This is a genomic window from Streptomyces sp. DSM 106670 (assembly GCF_055792845.1).
In genome coordinates this window covers 2,967,257-2,985,877 of record NZ_CM147704.1, presented here as the reverse complement: position 1 = coordinate 2,985,877, position 18,621 = coordinate 2,967,257, and the positions used below count along the sequence as shown (strand labels likewise).

Annotated in this window: 14 protein-coding genes; 8 read left to right on the top strand and 6 right to left on the bottom strand. The window is 70.2% G+C overall.

The features are described from left to right. Nucleotides 1-20 precede the first annotated feature (20 nt). The 3 genes from ACSMXR_RS13170 (at nucleotide 21) to ACSMXR_RS13160 (ending at nucleotide 2,719) form a co-directional block, all read left to right on the top strand. On the top strand, nucleotides 21-764 hold the full coding sequence (locus ACSMXR_RS13170; RefSeq protein ID WP_381849204.1) for a ComF family protein: 744 nt from the start codon (nucleotides 21-23) through the stop codon (nucleotides 762-764). 327 nt (nucleotides 765-1,091) lie between these two features. Continuing rightward, nucleotides 1,092-1,781 carry a ribosome hibernation-promoting factor, HPF/YfiA family gene (hpf, locus tag ACSMXR_RS13165; protein WP_381908540.1) on the top strand — a complete coding sequence of 230 codons (690 nt, stop codon included), beginning with the start codon at nucleotides 1,092-1,094 and terminating at the stop codon, nucleotides 1,779-1,781. A gap of 182 nt (nucleotides 1,782-1,963) precedes the next feature. Continuing rightward, nucleotides 1,964-2,719 (top strand): response regulator, encoded by a 756-nt coding sequence (locus ACSMXR_RS13160; RefSeq protein ID WP_137233630.1) that lies wholly within the window; start codon nucleotides 1,964-1,966, stop codon nucleotides 2,717-2,719. An 18-nt stretch (nucleotides 2,720-2,737) separates the two neighbouring features. Here ACSMXR_RS13160 and ACSMXR_RS13155 read toward each other — a convergent pair whose 3' ends face one another. Together ACSMXR_RS13155 and ACSMXR_RS13150 are read right to left on the bottom strand one after the other, a co-directional pair. Then, on the bottom strand, nucleotides 2,738-3,925 hold the full coding sequence (locus tag ACSMXR_RS13155; protein WP_473171929.1) for a winged helix-turn-helix domain-containing protein: 1,188 nt from the start codon (nucleotides 3,923-3,925) through the stop codon (nucleotides 2,738-2,740). Nucleotides 3,926-3,999: 74 nt separating this feature from the next. Continuing rightward, the gene (locus tag ACSMXR_RS13150; protein ID WP_473171928.1) at nucleotides 4,000-4,611 is read right to left on the bottom strand and encodes a GNAT family N-acetyltransferase; all 612 of its coding nucleotides are present in this window, start codon (nucleotides 4,609-4,611) and stop codon (nucleotides 4,000-4,002) included. A 239-nt stretch (nucleotides 4,612-4,850) separates the two neighbouring features. Here ACSMXR_RS13150 and secA point away from each other — a divergent pair, with 239 nt between their 5' ends. After that, nucleotides 4,851-7,667, top strand: coding sequence for a preprotein translocase subunit SecA (secA, locus tag ACSMXR_RS13145; protein ID WP_137233633.1), 2,817 nt, complete (start codon nucleotides 4,851-4,853; stop codon nucleotides 7,665-7,667). A gap of 68 nt (nucleotides 7,668-7,735) precedes the next feature. Here secA and ACSMXR_RS13140 read toward each other — a convergent pair whose 3' ends face one another. Beyond that, nucleotides 7,736-8,182 carry an Rv3235 family protein gene (locus ACSMXR_RS13140; protein ID WP_086777913.1) on the bottom strand — a complete coding sequence of 149 codons (447 nt, stop codon included), beginning with the start codon at nucleotides 8,180-8,182 and terminating at the stop codon, nucleotides 7,736-7,738. Nucleotides 8,183-8,456: 274 nt separating this feature from the next. On the opposite strand from ACSMXR_RS13140, the gene ACSMXR_RS13135 reads away from it, so the two are divergent. After that, nucleotides 8,457-8,963, top strand: coding sequence for a DUF6912 family protein (locus ACSMXR_RS13135; protein WP_137233635.1), 507 nt, complete (start codon nucleotides 8,457-8,459; stop codon nucleotides 8,961-8,963). 71 nt (nucleotides 8,964-9,034) lie between these two features. Beyond that, nucleotides 9,035-9,721, top strand: coding sequence for an HAD family hydrolase (locus tag ACSMXR_RS13130; RefSeq protein ID WP_473171927.1), 687 nt, complete (start codon nucleotides 9,035-9,037; stop codon nucleotides 9,719-9,721). 193 nt (nucleotides 9,722-9,914) lie between these two features. On the opposite strand, the gene ACSMXR_RS13125 is transcribed toward ACSMXR_RS13130, so the two are convergent. After that, nucleotides 9,915-10,502: a DJ-1/PfpI family protein gene (locus tag ACSMXR_RS13125; protein WP_381849210.1), complete on the bottom strand. Its 588-nt coding sequence runs from the start codon at nucleotides 10,500-10,502 to the stop codon at nucleotides 9,915-9,917. A gap of 432 nt (nucleotides 10,503-10,934) precedes the next feature. Between ACSMXR_RS13125 and ACSMXR_RS13120 the strand changes: the two genes are divergently transcribed. Next, the gene (locus ACSMXR_RS13120; RefSeq protein ID WP_473171926.1) at nucleotides 10,935-15,917 is read left to right on the top strand and encodes an NAD-glutamate dehydrogenase; all 4,983 of its coding nucleotides are present in this window, start codon (nucleotides 10,935-10,937) and stop codon (nucleotides 15,915-15,917) included. A gap of 164 nt (nucleotides 15,918-16,081) precedes the next feature. Here ACSMXR_RS13120 and ACSMXR_RS13115 read toward each other — a convergent pair whose 3' ends face one another. Both ACSMXR_RS13115 and ACSMXR_RS13110 read right to left on the bottom strand, forming a co-directional pair. After that, a complete protein-coding gene (locus ACSMXR_RS13115; protein WP_473171925.1) occupies nucleotides 16,082-16,885 on the bottom strand; it encodes an ABC transporter ATP-binding protein in 804 nt (267 codons plus the stop codon). Continuing rightward, nucleotides 16,878-17,777: an ABC transporter permease gene (locus ACSMXR_RS13110; protein ID WP_170994637.1), complete on the bottom strand. Its 900-nt coding sequence runs from the start codon at nucleotides 17,775-17,777 to the stop codon at nucleotides 16,878-16,880. Before ACSMXR_RS13110 ends, ACSMXR_RS13115 begins: the two co-directional genes overlap by 8 nt. 177 nt (nucleotides 17,778-17,954) lie before the next feature. Between ACSMXR_RS13110 and ACSMXR_RS13105 the strand changes: the two genes are divergently transcribed. Next, nucleotides 17,955-18,575 (top strand): TetR/AcrR family transcriptional regulator, encoded by a 621-nt coding sequence (locus tag ACSMXR_RS13105; protein WP_030628871.1) that lies wholly within the window; start codon nucleotides 17,955-17,957, stop codon nucleotides 18,573-18,575. Nucleotides 18,576-18,621 lie beyond the last annotated feature (46 nt).

Genomic DNA, 18,621 nt, shown 5'->3' with positions numbered 1-18,621 from the left:
GGGCCCGGCACAGTGAGGTCATGCGGAACGTGTGGCACGAGCTGTCCGGTCTGCTCCTGCCGGTGGTCTGCGCCGGCTGCGGCAGACCGCGCACCGAGCTGTGTCCGGCCTGCGCGGCCGCGTTGCACGGTGGGCCGGCCCGCCGGGTCCGGCCCTCGCCCCGGCCCCCGGGCCTCCCGGCGGTGTACGCGGCCGCGCCGTACGAGAACGCCGTACGCGCGGTTCTGCTGGCCCACAAGGAGCGAGGGGTACTCGGGCTGGCGGGGGCGCTCGGACGGGCCCTGGCGGGTTCGGTACGGGCCGGGACGGGGCGACCGGGCGGTGCGGGCCCCCTGCTGCTGGTCCCGGTGCCCTCCGCGCGCTCCGCGACCGCGGCACGCGGCCATGACCCGGTGCGCAGGATCGCCGCCACGGCCGCCCGGGACCTGCGGCGCCGGGGTCTGCCGGCCCGGATGCTCCCGCTGCTGCGGCAGCGGCGCGCGGTCGCCGACCAGTCGGGTCTCGGGGCGCGGCAGCGGCGGGCGAATCTGGCCGGTGCGCTGGAGCTCACGGCGGAGGGCGGGCGACTGGTCCGGCACGGGCTGTTCCGTCACGGCAGGGTGATCCTGGTCGACGACCTGTTGACGACGGGATCGACGCTGGCGGAAGCGGCACGGGCCGTCGGGGAGGCGCGTGGCGCCGGTCGGGAGCCCTCCGTGCACGGAGGGTGCCGGGCGGCGGTCGTGGCAGCCTCTCCCTCCGCCTTCGAAATAAACCGGAACTGACCGAGAAACTGCATCGTTGCAGGTAATGAGAGGGCAATACCCCCTGAACGGAGGTACGTGCCAGTAGCGGGTGCCGAGACCCTGGTGCGCAGGCTATGTTCGGTTGTGAGGAACGGTGAATGCCGGACCTCGATGAATGCACCATCAGGTTTCGGGCAGGTAACTCACCGGTAGGAGAAGCACGCAAAGTCGGTGGGGTTGCGACCCTTCCGGCGGGGGAGGAGGAGGCGAAAGCCACCGAGTCCGAGGCCCTGGTGATCTCCGGGGCCTGGTGCAAAAGGGAGATGCTCCGCCACTGAGCGGGGCGATCCGGGAACGGAGTTCTGCGTGGACATCGTCGTCAAGGGCCGCAAGACCGAGGTGCCCGAGCGGTTCCGCAAGCACGTGGCCGAGAAGCTGAAGCTGGACAAGATCCAGAAGTTCGACGGCAAGGTGATCAGCCTCGACGTCGAGGTGTCCAAGGAGCCGAATCCCCGTCAGGCCGACCGTTCCGACCGGGTGGAGATCACGCTCCGCTCCCGGGGACCGGTCATCCGGGCGGAAGCGGCGGCGGGCGACCCTTACGCAGCGCTCGACCTGGCCACCGGAAAGCTGGAGGCCCGGCTGCGCAAGCAGCACGACAAGCGCTACAGCCGCCGTGGCAACGGCCGTCTGTCTGCTGCCGAGGTCGGGGACGTGGTCCCCGGCGTCGCTTCGTTCGACGAGGACGGTGAGCTGGTCGGCGACCAGTCGACGGCGCCCGTTCCCACCACGAAGATCGGCTCGCTCGAAGTACAGGGCGAAGGGCCGCTCGTGATGCGCGAGAAGACCCACACCGCCGCACCGATGTCGCTCGACCAGGCGCTCTACGAGATGGAACTGGTCGGCCACGACTTCTACTTGTTCGTCGACTCCGAGACGAAGGAGCCCAGCGTCGTCTACCGGCGACACGCCTACGACTACGGCGTCATCCACCTGAGGACCGACCCGCTCGCCGCGGACGAAGCAGGCGGCGCGGGCGGTGCGCTCGGCGGCTGAGCCACTGTCGGCGAGGTGCCCCCGGGGCGTTTTCACGCCATCGGGGGCACCCGCGCACGGGCACGGGGCCACCGTGCCGGGGGCCGGGCATGGAATCATGGCGGCCCGAGCCAATCGGTGTTCTGTGAAGTGCCGTTGGCGAACGACCGACACTTCAGGCCGTGGCCTCAGGGGGAGGAACGATGGCGGACACCTTCGGGCCCGTGCGCGATGCGAATGACTCCGACGACGACGCCGGTGCGTATGCCGGCACGGACGCGGACGGCGCCTCACGCAAGGAGCCGATCAGGGTCCTCGTGGTCGACGACCACGCGCTCTTCCGCAGGGGTCTGGAGATCGTCCTCGCGCAGGAGGAGGACATCCAGGTCGTCGGCGAGGCCGGGGACGGATCCGAGGCGGTGGACAAGGCCGCCGACCTGCTGCCCGACATCGTTCTGATGGATGTCCGGATGCCCAAGCGCGGCGGCATCGAGGCCTGCACCGCCATCAAGGAGGTGGCCCCCAGCGCGAAGATCATCATGCTGACGATCAGCGACGAGGAGGCCGACCTCTACGAGGCGATCAAGGCGGGCGCGACCGGATATCTCCTCAAGGAGATCTCCACCGACGAGGTCGCCACGGCCATTCGCGCGGTCGCCGACGGACAGTCCCAGATCAGCCCCTCCATGGCCTCCAAGCTGCTCACCGAGTTCAAATCGATGATCCAGCGCACCGACGAGCGCCGGCTCGTTCCGGCGCCCCGGCTCACCGAACGCGAGCTGGAAGTGCTGAAACTCGTGGCGACCGGCATGAACAACCGGGATATCGCCAAGGAGTTGTTCATTTCCGAGAACACGGTGAAGAACCACGTCCGCAATATCCTGGAGAAGCTGCAGCTGCACTCCCGGATGGAAGCCGTGGTCTATGCCATGCGCGAGAAGATCCTGGAGATCAGGTAGCGGAAGGCCGGTGGCCGGTCAGCGGTAGGCACGCCGGAGCGCGTGGCCGATCTCCGTCCTGAGCGGCTCGCGCAGCTCCGGGGCGTCGACCCGGTCCACCCGGATGTCCGTGCAGCCGACCCAGGCCGCCGCCTCCACCAGTGCCTCGGCCATCGGGGCCACCGCCTTCGGGCCGGCCAACGACGCCTGCTTGGCGACCAGCGTGGTGCCCTCGCGCGCCGGGTCGACCCGGCCCTGGATCTTCCCGCCCGCCAGCAGCGGCATCGCGAAGTAGCCGTGGATCCGCTTCTGCTTGGGCACATAGGCCTCCAGCCGGTGCGTGAAGTCGAAGATCCGCTCCGTGCGCGCCCGCTCCCAGATCAGCGAGTCGAACGGCGACAACAGCGTCGTACGGTGGCGTCCGCGCGGCTCCTTGGCGAGGGCCTCCGGGTCCGCCCAGGCCGGCTTCGCCCAGCCCTCCACCGCGACCGGGACCAGCCCCGAGTCCGCCACCACGGCGTCGAACTCCTCGCCCTTCAGCCGGTGGTAGTCCGCGATGTCGCTACGGGTGCCGACGCCCAGGGACTTGCCGGCCAGCGCGACCAGCCGCCGCCGGCACTCGGCGTCGCTCAGATCGTCGTGCAGCACGGCGTCCGGAATGGCCCGCTCGGCCAGGTCGTAGATCCGCTTCCAGCCGCGCCGCTCGGTGCACACCACCTCGCCGTACATCAGGGCCCGCTCGACGGCGACCTTGGACGCCGACCAGTCCCACCACTCGCCGCCGTTCTTCGCTCCGCCCAGCTCGGTCGCCGTCAACGGGCCCTCGTCGCGCAGCTGCTTGATCACGGTGTCGTACACACCGTCGGGCAGATCGTGGCCCCAGTGCGGGCGGGAGCGGTAGGCGCGGCGGCGGAACGCGAAGTGCGGCCACTCCTCGACGGGCAGGATGCACGCGGCGTGCGACCAGTACTCGAAGGTCCGGCCGCCCGACCAGTAGGCGTCCTCCACCGTCCGGCGGCCCACGGAGCCGAGCCGGGCGTACGGAATCAGCTCGTGCGAGCGGGCCAGCACCGAGATCGTGTCCAGCTGGACCGCGCCGAGGTGACGCAGCACCCCGGGCACCCCCGCCCGGCGGTCCGGGGCCCCCAGGAAGCCCTGGGCGCGCAGCGCGATACGGCGGGCCTGGTCGGCGGAGAGTTCGACTGCGGGAGGAGGCACAGGCGTCATACGTCGAACCCTAGACGGCGCCACTGACAGTCCGGATCCGGATTCCGGCCGTGGATCACGGGGCGCCGCCCGGGTCACCGTCCGGAGTCGGGGGCTCCGCCGGACCGGGGCGGGCGCGGCTCGGGGACGTACGGATGGGCGCCCGCTAGCCCCAGGTCGGACGGGAGCAGGGCCGCCGTCCAGGCATCGCGCCGCACCCCCTTGTTGAGCAGCCCGGACCGCTGTTCGCCCTCCAGCCGGAACCCCGCCCGCAGGGCGACGGCCCGCGAGGCCAGGTTGCCGGTCTCGGCCCGCCACTCCAGCCGGTCCGCGCCCAGCGAGGCGAAGGCCCAGCGGGCGGAGCCGAGCACCGCCTCGGTGACGTATCCACGGCCCCGGTGCTCCTTGGCGGACCAGTAGCCCACCTCGTACGTCCCCGGCCGGCTGCGGCGGTCGATGCCGAGCGCCCCGACGAGCGTCCCGGTCTCCCGCAGGGACAGGGCGAAGTTGTAGACGGAGTCGTCCTGCCAGCCCGCCGCGCACAGCTTCGTGGTGAACAGTTCCGCGTCGGTGAGGCGGTACGGGGAAGGGATCACCGTCCAGCGCTGGATCTCCGGGTCCTGGCAGGCGGCGTACACCTCGGCCGTGTCCTGCGGGCCGAAGGGCCTCAGGAGCAGTCGTTCCGTGGTGAGCGTGATCGGTTCCATGGACCGATTCTTGTGAACCCGCTCCCGCGATGCGAGCACTTTTCGGGCTTCCCGGCACCTTCCGTGCCTTTGGACCGTTGTCCTATAAGGGTGCGGCGAGGTCCACGCGACGGCAGCCCTCCCGACGCGGTGGTGTCCTCGCTTACGATGGCCGTTGCGGTGGGGCCCACCTGCCGTGCCCGCGCCAGAGTCCATCACACGACCAGTGCCAGGCCCGACCGGCAAGGAGACCAGCCTCAGTGTCCGTCTTCAACAAGCTCATGCGTGCAGGCGAAGGCAAGATCCTGCGCAAACTGCACCGCATCGCGGACCAGGTCAGCTCCATCGAAGAGGACTTCGTCAACCTCTCCGACGCCGAGCTGCGGGCGCTCACCGACGAGTACAAGGAACGGTACGCGGACGGCGAGAGCCTGGACGACCTGCTCCCCGAGGCGTTCGCCACGGTCCGTGAGGCCGCGAAGCGCGTCCTCGGACAGCGCCACTACGACGTACAGATGATGGGCGGAGCCGCCCTGCACCTCGGTTATGTGGCCGAGATGAAGACCGGTGAGGGCAAGACCCTCGTCGGCACCCTGCCCGCGTATCTGAACGCGCTCTCCGGCAAGGGCGTCCACCTGATCACGGTCAACGACTACCTCGCCGAGCGTGACTCCGAGCTGATGGGCCGGGTCCACAAGTTCCTCGGCCTGTCCGTCGGCTGCATCGTCGCCAACATGACCCCGGCCCAGCGCCGCGAGCAGTACGCCTGCGACATCACGTACGGCACGAACAACGAGTTCGGCTTCGACTACCTCCGCGACAACATGGCGTGGTCCAAGGACGAGCTCGTCCAGCGCGGCCACAACTTCGCCGTGGTCGACGAGGTCGACTCGATCCTCGTCGACGAGGCCCGTACGCCGCTGATCATCTCCGGCCCGGCCGACCAGGCCACCAAGTGGTACGGCGACTTCGCCAAGCTGGTCACGCGTCTCACCAAGGGTGAGGCGGGCAACCAGCTCAAGGGCATCGAGGAGACCGGCGACTACGAGGTCGACGAGAAGAAGCGGACCGTGGCCATCCATGAGCCCGGTGTCGCCAAGGTCGAGGACTGGCTCGGCATCGACAACCTCTACGAGTCGGTGAACACCCCGCTCGTCGGCTATCTGAACAACGCCATCAAGGCCAAGGAACTGTTCAAGAAGGACAAGGACTACGTCGTCATCGACGGCGAAGTCATGATCGTCGACGAGCACACCGGCCGTATCCTCGCCGGCCGCCGCTACAACGAGGGCATGCACCAGGCGATCGAGGCGAAGGAAGGGGTGGACATCAAGGACGAGAACCAGACCCTCGCCACGATCACCCTGCAGAACTTCTTCCGCCTCTACGACAAGCTCTCCGGCATGACCGGTACGGCGATGACCGAGGCCGCCGAGTTCCACCAGATCTACAAGCTCGGCGTGGTGCCGATCCCGACGAACCGGCCGATGGTCCGCGCCGACCAGTCGGACCTGATCTACCGCACCGAGGTCGCCAAGTTCGCCGCGGTCGTCGACGACATCGCCGAGAAGCACGAGAAGGGCCAGCCGATCCTGGTCGGCACCACCTCGGTCGAGAAGTCCGAGTACCTCTCGCAGCAGCTCTCCAAGCGCGGTGTCCAGCACGAGGTCCTCAACGCCAAGCAGCACGACCGGGAGGCGACGATCGTCGCCCAAGCGGGCCGCAAGGGCGCCGTCACCGTCGCGACGAACATGGCCGGACGAGGCACCGACATCAAGCTCGGCGGCAACCCGGACGACCTCGCCGAGGCGGAGCTGCGCCAGCGCGGCCTCGACCCGGTGGAGAACGTCGAGGAGTGGGCGGCCGCGCTGCCCGCCGCGCTGGAGCAGGCCGAGGAGGCCGTTAAGGCGGAATTCGAAGAGGTCAAGGACCTCGGCGGGCTCTATGTGCTCGGCACCGAGCGCCATGAGTCGCGCCGTATCGACAACCAGCTGCGCGGTCGTTCCGGCCGTCAGGGCGACCCGGGCGAGTCCCGCTTCTACCTGTCGCTGGGCGACGACCTGATGCGTCTGTTCAAGGCGCAGATGGTCGAGCGCGTCATGTCGATGGCGAACGTCCCCGACGACGTCCCGATCGAGAACAAGATGGTCACCCGCGCCATCGCCTCCGCCCAGTCGCAGGTCGAGCAGCAGAACTTCGAGACGCGTAAGAACGTCCTGAAGTACGACGAGGTGCTCAACCGGCAGCGCGAGGTCATCTACGGCGAGCGCCGCCGCGTTCTGGAGGGCGAGGACCTCCAGGACCAGATCCGGCACTTCATGGACGACACGATCGACGACTACATCCGGCAGGAGACCGCCGAGGGCTTCGCCGAGGAGTGGGACCTGGACCGGCTGTGGGGCGCCTTCAAGCAGCTCTACCCGGTGAAGGTCACCGTCGAGGAGCTGGAGGAGGCGGCCGGGGACCTGGCGGGCGTCACCGCCGAGTTCATCGCCGAGTCGGTCAAGAACGACATCCACGAGCAGTACGAGGAGCGCGAGAGCACGCTCGGCTCCGACATCATGCGTGAGCTGGAGCGACGCGTCGTCCTCTCGGTGCTCGACCGCAAGTGGCGCGAGCACCTCTACGAGATGGACTACCTCCAGGAGGGCATCGGCCTGCGGGCCATGGCGCAGAAGGACCCGCTGGTCGAGTACCAGCGCGAGGGCTTCGACATGTTCAACGCCATGATGGAGGGCATCAAGGAGGAGTCCGTCGGCTACCTGTTCAACCTGGAGGTCCAGGTCGAGCAGCAGGTCGAGGAGGTTCCGGTGCAGGACGGCGCCGAGCGCACCTCGCTGGAGAAGGAGAGCGCCGCCGCGGCCCCGCAGATCCGCGCCAAGGGCCTGGAGGCCCCGCAGCGGCCGGACCGGCTCCACTTCTCCGCTCCCACGGTGGATGGCGAAGGCGGTGTCGTCGAGGGCGACTTCGCCAGCGACGAGGACGGCGCGCGGTCCGGTTCCTCGGACGGCATGACGCGTGCCGAGCGCCGCAAGGCCCAGAAGAGCGGCGGCGGCGGTCGCCGTCGCAAGAAGTAGCGGCACGGGCAGTACCCCGGCAGGGGCCGGACACCACGCGGTGTCCGGCCCCTGCCGCGTCCGACGGGTCACCGGGGGCCCGGGGCCCCGGCGGTGAGGCGCTCACCGCCCAGCTCCACCGCGGCGCAGCGCCAGCGCTGATCGGCGCCCTGTTCCAGGCGGAAGGCCATCGCCCGGACCCGGTCGCCCGCGGTGATGCTGGCGAACGCCTCGACCACGCCCGTGGCGGGCTGGGCCCCTCGGCAGTGCCGAAGGACGGGGCGGCTGCCCCGGACGGCCCCCAGCGGGGTGCTCGGGGCCAGCTCGGCGAGCTGGTCGTAGGCCTCGCCGATGGTGTGGCCCAGCATCCAGTGCACCGGGCGCTGGCCGCTGAGGACCGCGAGCAGGCGTTCGGCGAACCACTGGTGGGGCCGCTGCGGCCGGTGGGGCTGCAGCCTGCGGGACCGCTGCGGAGGTACCGACCGGGGACCGCTCCGGTCGCGTCGTCCTGCGGGCCTCGTCCTGTCCGTGCTCATGATCGTCGCCCCCGTTGACCGGGCCCGGTATATACCGGGCGGTAACTTGTGTCGGGAATCTTCTACGGGTGCGGTCGTCAGCGACGCAAGGGGCCTCTCGGCGGTGAACGGGTGCGGCACGGTTCACCTATCAGTGGCTCGACCCGTGTGGGACAAGGGCTACGGCGAGGGTGACGGGCCGTCGGCGGTGGACGGACGCCCCCGGTTGCCGAAACCCGAAAGGGGACGCTCCCACGTATCCTGAGGACGTTTCCCTCTACGAAAGCGACCTGCCATGCGCGTGTACGTCCCCCTGACCCTCTCCGGTCTCGCAGCGGCGCACGGTGCGGGCGAGGTCGGTCCCGGGCCGCTGACGGCCTACGCGGTGACGCCCGGGCTGCGCGAGTGGTACGTCTCCGACGACATCGAGGAGCTGGAGTACGCGGCGCTCAACCGGGCCGCCGCCGCCTCGCTCCGGATGATCGCCGGGAACCCGGACGAGGTGCGCCGCCGGGTCGTCCTCGCCGTCGACGTACCGGACGGGTCCGCTGCCGCCGACCCCGATCACGGGCTGAGCGCGGCCTCGCTCGGCGAGGTGCGGATCGCCGCCGCGCTGCCGCTGGCCAAGGCGGCGGCGGTGCACGTGGACGCCGACGACGCGGAGAAGGACGTGGCCGCCGCGGCGGCCGCCCTGGGGGCGGCGGACCTCGGCGACGACGACGCGCAGTTCACCGTGGACGGAGCGGAGGACCATGAGCTGCTCTGGTTCGGCGTCCAGGAGATTCCGCAGCTCATCGGCTGAGCCGGCGGCGGCCGGTGCTGAGCCGGCGCCGGGCCGGCGGCGTTGTCGGACCCGGCGGGTATTTTTTCTGTATGACTTCCGGGACGACACGCACACATCTGGTCTGGGACTGGAACGGCACGCTGCTCGACGACACCCATGCCGTCATCCAGGCGACGAACGCCGCGTTCGCGGAGGTCGAGCTGGAGCCGATCACGCTGGAGCAGTACCGGGAGATGTACACGATCCCCATACCCCGGTTCTACGAGCGGTTCCTGGGCCGGCTGCCCACCGAGGACGAGTGGGAGCGGATGGACGGCATCTTCCACCGGTACTACGCGGAGCAGCGGGCCGCCTGCGGTCTCACCGCCGGGGTGGAGGAGCTGCTGCACCAGTGGCAGCGGGCCGGGCGCAGTCAGTCGCTGCTGAGCATGTACGGGCACGAGCAGCTGGTGCCGGTGGTGCGGGGGTACGGGATCGAGCCGCGGTTCGTCCGCGTCGAGGGGCGTACGGGGCCGTCCGGCGGGAGCAAGGCGCTCCACATGGAGCGGCACTTCGCCGCGCTGGCCGGGGCGGGGGGTGTCGACGGGTTCTCGCCGGAGAACGCGGTGGTCATCGGGGATGCGCTCGATGACGCGGTGGCGGCGGCGCATGTGGGGGCCCGGGCTGTGCTGTACACGGGTGGGTCGCACAGTCGGAGGAGTCTGGAGGGGGCGGGGGTGCCGGTGGTGGACAGTCTGGGGGAGGCTGTGGCGTTGGCGGAGACGTTCGCTGCGTAGGTCGCGGGGCGGGTGTGGTGCGGTGCGGTGGTGCGGGTTTTCGGGGCGCTGCCCCGGGCCCCGGTCCTCAAGCGCCGGACGGGCTGGAAAGGATGCCCTCAAGCGCCGGGCGGGCTTGGAGGTGTGCCTGGGCGGGCTGAAAGGTGCGGCGCTTCCCGGGGGAAATGCGGCGCTTTCCGGGGGGAAGATGTCCTCAAGCGCCGGACGGGCTGGAAGGGGCTCCGGACGGGCTTGAGCGGAGTACCTTCAGGAACTCCCTCATCCAGGCTGCGTGGTCCGGCCAGGCTCTTGATGAGACCAGGGGGCCGTCCACCACCGCCTCCGTGTCCTGGAACGTCGCGCCTGCGCTCTGCATGTCCGGTTCCAGGGCGGGGTACGCCGTGACGGTGCGGCCGCTGAGGTTGCCGGTGGCCGCGGTGATCAGGGGGCCGTGGCAGATCTGGGCCACCGGGCGGTCCGCGGAGAAGAAGGCGCCGACGATCTTCCGCAGCTCGGCGTTGTTGCGGAGGTACTCGGGGGCGCGGCCGCCGGGGATCACCAGGGCGATGTAGGCGCCGGGGTCGACCTCGGAGAAGGACAGGTCGGCGGGCCAGGTGTAGCCGGGCTTCTCCGTGTACGTGTCGAAGCCGGGCTCGAAGTCGTGGACCACGAAGCGCAGCGTCTTGCGTTCGGGGGCCGCGATGTCGACCTCGTACCCCTCCTCCAGCAGCCGCTGGTATGGGTAGAGGACTTCGAGCGATTCGGCGGCGTCGCCGGTGACGATGAGGATCTTCTGCGGCATGGCGGGCTCCTCGGGGCCGGTGGCCCCGATGGCGTGTCCAGGGCCTGAATCCGTGCGGTAAGGACAGATTGCCCCGGTTCCGGGAGTTCGCCAAGGCGGCGCGGCGCACTGTCCAGGGTGTCAAAGTTCGGGGGGTTCTTTTGTACACAAGCAGCTCATGACGCGGTGGGGTGCGAGGGAGATAGCCTGGTGCCGTGATCAGCGCGATACGCCTCGGGGGCAGCGAAGCCCCCGGCCGCCGCCCGGAGTGCCACAGCACCCGGGCGATCCGCGATCTTCCGACTCCGGACCGGCCGTCAAAAATGGCCCATGTGGTCCCGGGGAACTCTCGAAGCGGCATAGCGTCGACCCAGACCGGAAACCCCGCGTCGTGGCGGTACGTCGCTTTTCTCACCTACGTCACGCAACGGCGCGCGACAGGAGCCAGAGGACATGCAGACCAAGCTGGACGAAGCCAAGGCCGAGCTGCTCGCAGGGGCCGCCAAGGTAGCTGAAGACGGTCCGGGCGGTGGTGTCGGTGGCCCGGGAGGTGCCCCCCGGGCGCGGGTCGCCGCTGCCGGGGCCGACGCGAGCGACCGTCCCGGCCAGGACACGGTGCTCGCCTACCTCCAGCGCTACTACCTGCATACGGCTCCGGAGGACCTCAGCGGCCGTGACCCGGTCGACGTCTTCGGCGCCGCCGCCTCGCACTACCGGCTGGCCGAGAATCGTCCCCAGGGCACCGCGAACGTCCGGGTGCACACCCCGACCGTCGAGGAGAACGGCTGGACCTGCAGCCACTCCGTCGTCGAGGTCGTCACCGACGACATGCCCTTCCTCGTGGACTCCGTCACCAACGAGCTGTCCCGGCAGGGGCGCGGCATCCATCTCGTGATCCACCCCCAGGTCACCGTCCGCCGCGACGTCACCGGCAAGCTCATCGAGGTCCTCTCCGGCGGACCCGGCACCCCGAAGCCCGGTGAGAAGGCCGAGCTGCCGCACGACGCGCTCGTCGAGTCCTGGATCCACGTCGAGACCGACCGCGAGTCCGACCGCGCCGACCTCCAGCAGATCACCGCCGACCTGCTGCGCGTCCTGTCCGACGTACGGGAGACCGTCGAGGACTGGGGGAAGATGCGCGACGCCGCCCTCCGGATCGCCGACGACCTGCCTGGCGAACCGCTGGACGACCTCCCCGACGAGGAGGTCGAGGAGGCCCGCGAGCTGCTGCGCTGGCTGGCCGCCGACCACTTCACCTTCCTCGGCTACCGCGAGTACGAGCTCAAGGACAGCGACGCGCTGGCCGCCGTACCCGGCACCGGGCTCGGCATCCTGCGCTCCGACCCGCAGCACAGCGAGGACGAGGCCCACCCGGTCAGCCCGTCCTTCGACCGGCTGCCCGCCGACGCCCGCGCCAAGGCCCGCGAGCACAAGCTCCTCGTCCTGACGAAGGCCAACAGCCGGGCCACCGTGCACCGCCCCAGCTACCTCGACTACGTCGGCGTCAAGAAGTTCGACGCCAAGGGCAACGTCGTCGGCGAGCGGCGCTTCCTCGGGCTCTTCTCCTCCGCCGCCTACACCGAGTCCGTGCGCCGGGTGCCCGTCATCCGCCGCAAGGTCGCCGAGGTCGTCGAGGGCGCGGGCTTCTCGTACAACAGCCACGACGGCCGCGACCTGCTGCAGATCCTGGAGACCTACCCGCGCGACGAGCTGTTCCAGACGCCCGTCGACCAGCTCCGCTCCATCGCGACCTCCGTCCTCTACCTCCAGGAGCGCCGCCGGCTGCGGCTCTACCTGCGTCAGGACGAGTACGGGCGCTACTACTCCGCGATCGTCTACCTCCCGCGCGACCGCTACACCACCGGCGTACGCCTGCGGCTGATCGACATCCTCAAGGAGGAGCTCGGCGGCAACAGCGTCGACTTCACCGCCTGGAACACCGAGTCGATCCTCTCCCGGCTGCACTTCGTCATCCGCGTCCCGGCCGGCACCGAGCTGCCGCATCTGACGGACGCCGACGCCGACCGGATCGAGGCCCGTCTCGTCGAGGCCGCCCGCTCCTGGGCCGACGGCTTCCAGGAGGCGCTCAACGCCGAGCTGGGCGAGGAGCGCGGCGCGGAACTGCAGCGCCAGTACGGCCACTCGTTCCCCGAGGGCTACAAGGCCGACCACTCGCCGCGCGCCGCCGTGGCCGACCTGGTCCACCTGGAGACCCTCAAGCAGGGCGAGAAGGACTTCGCCCTCAGCCTGTACGAGCCGGTCGGCGCGGGCCCCGGCGAGCGCCGCTTCAAGATCTACCGGACCGGCGAGCAGGTCTCCCTCTCCGCCGTCCTCCCGGCGCTCCAGCAGCTCGGCGTCGAGGTCGTCGACGAGCGGCCGTACGAGCTGCGCTGCGCGGACCGCACGCACGCCTGGATCTACGACTTCGGGCTGCGGATGCCGCTGGTCAACGGCAACGGCGGCTACCTCGCCGACGACGCCCGCGTCCGCTTCCAGGAAGCCTTCGCCGCCGTCTGGAAGGGCGAGGCGGAGAACGACGGCTTCAACGCGCTGGTCCTCGGCGCCGGGCTGAACTGGCGGCAGGCCATGGTGCTGCGCGCCTACGCGAAGTACCTGCGGCAGGCCGGATCCACCTTCAGCCAGGACTACATGGAGTCCACGCTCCGCAACAACGTCCACACCACCCGGCTGCTCGTCTCGCTCTTCGAGGCCCGGATGTCGCCGGGCCGCCAGAGCGCCGGCACCGAGCTGACCGACGGGCTCCTGGAGGAGCTGGACGGGGCCCTGGACCAGGTCGCCTCGCTCGACGAGGACCGGATCCTGCGGTCCTTCCTCACCGTCATCAAGGCCACCCTGCGCACCAACTTCTTCCAGCACGCGGAGGACGGCACGCCGCACTCCTACGTCTCGATGAAGTTCGACCCGCAGGCCATCCCGGACCTGCCCGCACCCCGGCCGGCGTTCGAGATCTGGGTCTACTCGCCGCGCGTGGAGGGCGTCCACCTGCGCTTCGGCAAGGTCGCCCGCGGCGGTCTTCGCTGGTCGGACCGGCGCGAGGACTTCCGTACGGAGGTGCTCGGCCTGGTCAAGGCGCAGATGGTGAAGAACACCGTCATCGTGCCCGTCGGCGCCAAGGGCGGCTTCGTCGCCAAGCAGCTCCCGGACCCGTCCGTGGACCGCGACGCCTGGTTCGCCGAGGGCATCGCCGCCTACCGCACGTTCATCTCGGCGCTGCTCGACATCACCGACAACATGGTGGCCGGCGAGGTCGTGCCGCCCGTCGACGTCGTCCGGCACGACGAGGACGACACCTACCTCGTCGTCGCCGCCGACAAGGGCACCGCGAGCTTCTCCGACATCGCCAACGAGGTCGCCGTCGCGTACGGCTTCTGGCTCGGCGACGCGTTCGCCTCCGGCGGCTCGGCCGGTTACGACCACAAGGGCATGGGCATCACCGCCCGCGGCGCCTGGGAGTCCGTCAAGCGGCACTTCCGGGAGCTGGGCCACGACACCCAGACCGAGGACTTCACCGTCGTCGGCGTCGGCGACATGTCCGGCGACGTGTTCGGCAACGGCATGCTGCTCTCCGAGCACATCCGCCTGGTCGCGGCCTTCGACCACCGGCACATCTTCATCGACCCGAATCCGGACGCCGCCACCTCGTACGCCGAGCGGCGCCGGCTCTTCGATCTGCCGCGCAGCTCCTGGGCCGACTACGACACCGGCCTGCTCTCGGCGGGCGGCGGCATCCACCCGCGCAGCGCCAAGTCGATCCCGCTCAACGCGCACATCCGCGAGGCGCTCGGCATCGACGCGTCGGTGAGCAAGATGACGCCCGCCGACCTGATGCAGACCATCCTCAAGGCCCCGGTCGACCTGGTGTGGAACGGCGGCATCGGCACGTACATCAAGGCCGTCTCCGAGTCGAACGCCGACGTCGGCGACAAGGCCAACGACGCGATCCGCGTCAACGGGGAGGACCTGCGGGCCAAGGTCGTCGGCGAGGGCGGCAACCTCGGCGCCACCCAGCTCGGCCGGATCGAGTTCGCCCGCAGCGGCGGCCGGATCAACACCGACGCGATCGACAACAGCGCCGGTGTGGACACCTCCGACCACGAGGTGAACATCAAGATCCTGCTCAACGGTCTGGTCCGGGACGGCGACATGACCGTCAAGCAGCGCAACAAGCTGCTCGCCGACATGACCGACGAGGTCGGCGCGCTCGTCCTGCGCAACAACTACGCGCAGAACGTGGCGCTCTCCAACGCCTCCGCGCAGGCGCCCTCGCTGCTCCACGCCCAGCAGCGCTTCATGCGCCGGCTGGAGCGGGACGGCGCGCTCGACCGGGCGCTGGAGTTCCTGCCCGCCGACCGGCACATCCGGGAGCTGCTGAGCAACGAGAAGGGGCTCAGCCAGCCCGAACTGGCCGTGCTGATCGCGTACACGAAGATCACGACGGCGGACGAGCTGATCTCCACCGTGCTGCCGGACGACCCGCATCTGCAGAAGCTGGTGCACGCCTACTTCCCGAGCGAGCTGCGCGAGCGGTTCCCCGAGGCGGTCGACGGGCATGCGCTGCGGCGCGAGATCATCACGACGGTGCTGGTCAACGACACGGTCAACACCGCCGGTTCGACCTTCCTGCACCGGCTGCGGGAGGAGACCGGGGCATCGATCGAGGAGATCGTGCGGGCCCAGTACACGGCCCGCGAGATCTTCGGCCTGTCCTCGGTGTGGGACGCCGTCGAGGCGCTCGACAACAAGGTCGCCGCCGATGTCCAGACCCGGATCCGGCTGCACTCGCGGCGGCTGGTCGAGCGCGGTTCGCGCTGGCTGCTGGGCAACCGGCCGCAGCCCGTCGCCATCGCGGAGACCATCGATTTGTTCCGGGACGGCGTCGAGCAGGTCTGGAACGAGCTGCCCAAGCTGGTCAAGGGCGCGGACCTGGACTGGTACCACTCGATCCTGGACGAGCTGACGGCCGCGGGGGTGCCGGACGAGCTGGCGGTGCGGGTGGCCGGGTTCTCCTCCGCCTTCCCGGCGCTGGACATCGTGGCCATCGCCGACCGTACGGGCAAGGAGCCGCTGGAGGTGGCCGAGGTCTACTACGACCTCGCGGACCGGCTGCGGATCACCCAGCTGATGGACCGGATCATCGAGCTGCCGCGGGCCGACCGCTGGCAGTCCATGGCCCGCGCGTCCATTCGCGAGGACCTGTACGCGGCGCATGCGGCGCTCACGTCGGACGTGCTGAGCGTGGGGAACGGGGCTTCCACGCCGGAGCAGCGGTTTGTGGCGTGGGAGGCGAAGAACGCGGCGATTCTTGCCCGGTCGCGGTCGACGCTGGAGGAGATCCAGGGGTCGGACGCGTTTGATCTGGCGAATCTGTCGGTGGCCATGCGGACCATGCGGACGTTGTTGCGTACGCACGCGTAGCTGTTGGCGTACGTCTGTGGGGGCCGGTGCCGTTGGTGGTGCCGGCCCCCTCGGCGTGGGGTCCGTCCTCAAGCGCCGGACGGGCTGAAAGATGCCCTCAAACGCCGGGCGGGCTGGGGCTGGCTGGTTGGGAGGTGCGGGTGCTCCGGGGGGAGGCTTCGTCCTCAAGCGCCGGACGGGCTGGATTTGGTGAACGCCTCGTACGCTGCCACTATGTCCTTGGCCGGGCCGTCCATCCTCAGGGTGCCCGCCTCCAGCCACAGGGCCCGGTCGCAGGTGTCGGTGATGGACCTGTTGCTGTGGCTCACCAGGAACACCGTGCCCGCTTCGGCGCGCAGTTCCTTGATGCGGTCCTTGCTGCGGCGCTGGAACTTGGCGTCGCCCGTGGACAGGGCCTCGTCGATCAGGAGTACGTCGTGGCTCTTGGCCGCCGCGATGGAGAAGCGGAGCCGGGCGCCCATGCCCGAGGAGTACGTACGCATCGGCAGCGTGATGAAGTCGCCCTTCTCGTTGATGCCGGAGAAGTCGACGATCCCGTCGTAGCGTTCGCGGATCTGTTCGCGCGTCATGCCCATCGCGAGTCCGCCCAGCACCACGTTGCGCTCGCCGGTCAGGTCGCCCATCAGGGCCGCGTTCACGCCGAGCAGCGAGGGCTGGCCCTGGGTGTGGACCCGGCCCCGGGTCGGCGGGAGCAGGCCCGCGACGGCCTTGAGCAGCGTGGACTTGCCCGAGCCGTTGGAGCCGATCAGGCCGATCGCCTCGCCCTTGTACGCGGCGAAGCTGACGCCCTTCACGGCGTGCACCTTGCGGGCGCCGGGAGTCGCGCGGCGGGTGGTGAGCCGGCTGAGCGCCGAGGTGGCGCTGCCCCTGCCCGTACGGGCGCCGTTGACCGTGTACGTGATGTGGACGTCGTCGACGACGACGGTCGGGACGCGCAGGTCCCCGGGAACGTTCTCGGTGTCAGCCACGTCCGTACGTCTCCTCGGCCTTCCAGAAGTACACGAAGCCGGCGACTCCGCAGAGCAGGGCCCAGCCCAGTGCCGCCGCCCACACGTGCGCCGGCAGCCCGCTGTAGCTGTCGATGAGCGCGTACCGCATGAGGTTGATGTAGATCGCCGCCGGGTTGTACTCCAGCAGCACCAGCACCGCGTGCGGCACCCGGTCGCCGGCCAGCAGATGGTCCAGGCTCCACATCACGCCGGAGGAGTACATCCAGGTCCGCAGCACGAACGGGGTCAGCTGCGCGATGTCGGGGGTCTTGGCCGTCAGCCGGGCCATGACCATCGACAGGCCGGTGTTGAACAGCGCCTGGAGCGCCAGCGCCGGGATCGCCAGCAGCCAGGACGGCCGCGGGTACTGGCCGAACACCAGCAGGATCAGGGTCAGCGCGCCCAGCGAGAACAGCAGCTGCTGCAACTGCTGGAGCGCCAGGGCCACCGGCAGTGAGGCGCGCGGGAAGTGCAGGGCCCGCACCAGGCCGATGTTGCCGCTGATCGCCCGGGTGCCCGCGGTGATCGAACTGCTGGTGAAGGTCCAGATGAAGACCCCGGTGACCAGGAACGGAACGAAGTCCTCCACCCCGCGCCTGGTGTCCATCAGGACGCCGAAGATGAAGTAGTAGACGGTCGCGTTCAGCAGCGGCGTCATGATCTGCCAGATCTGGCCGAGCTTCGCCTGGCTGTACTGGGCCGTCAGCTTGGCCGTCGCGAACGCGGCGATGAAGTGCCGCCGCCCCCAGAGCTGCCGGATGTACGCGGGCAGCGAGGGCCGGGCACCGCTGACCGTCAGGCCGTGCCGGGCGGCCAGGGCCGCCAGCTCACCGGGTGCGTAGGTGGGGACGGCCTGGTCGGGGGTGCTCACCGGGGACGGCGGAGCTGCTGTCTGGCTCACCACGGACGATCGCTTTCGACGGAAGCGGAGGGGGATGGGACGGTACGGTCCCGTGGGGACGCCCTCGTTGGGACGGGACCGTATCGTCGTAACGCTGAGAGTAGGACGCATGTACGTCGCAACGCAACCGTTTCGTCGCGGCCGACTATGCTGCGGGCCATGACCACCGAACGGGGAACCCGCCGCCGCGCCCCCGCAGGCGCCGCCGTCCTGCGTGAGGACGTGACCGACGCCATCCGCGCCGCCGTCTTCGAGGAACTCGCCGCGGTGGGGTTCGCCCGGATGTCCATCGAGGGCATCGCCCGGCGCGCGGGCGTCGGCAAGACCGCCGTCTACCGCCGCTGGAAGTCCAAGCTGGCGCTCGTCCTCGACCTGGTCGCGGCCGTCGCCGCCCAGGGGATGCCCGCCCCGGCCACCGGATCGCTGTACGGGGATGTGCGCGCCGTCCTCGAACTGGCCGCCTACGCCCTGCGCCACCCGGTCGCCTCGCAGGTCATCCCGGACCTGCTGGTCGAGGCGGCCCGCAATCCGGAGATCTCCGAGGCGATCAAGGCCGCGCTCCTGGACCAGCAGCAGGGCGTCGCCGCCGTGGTGGTGCGGGAGGCGGTGGCCCGGGGGGAGCTGCCGGAAGGGAGCGATCCGGACCGGGCGCTCGACCTCATCGTCGGGCCGCTGTACTGGCGGCTCGTCGTCGTCCGCGGCGAACTGCCCAAGGGCTACCTGGACGATCTGGCGGCCTCGGCGGTCGCCGCCCTCAAGCACGCCTGAGGGCCCTCGAACGCTCCTGTACGCCTGCGGGTCCTCACCTTTCAGG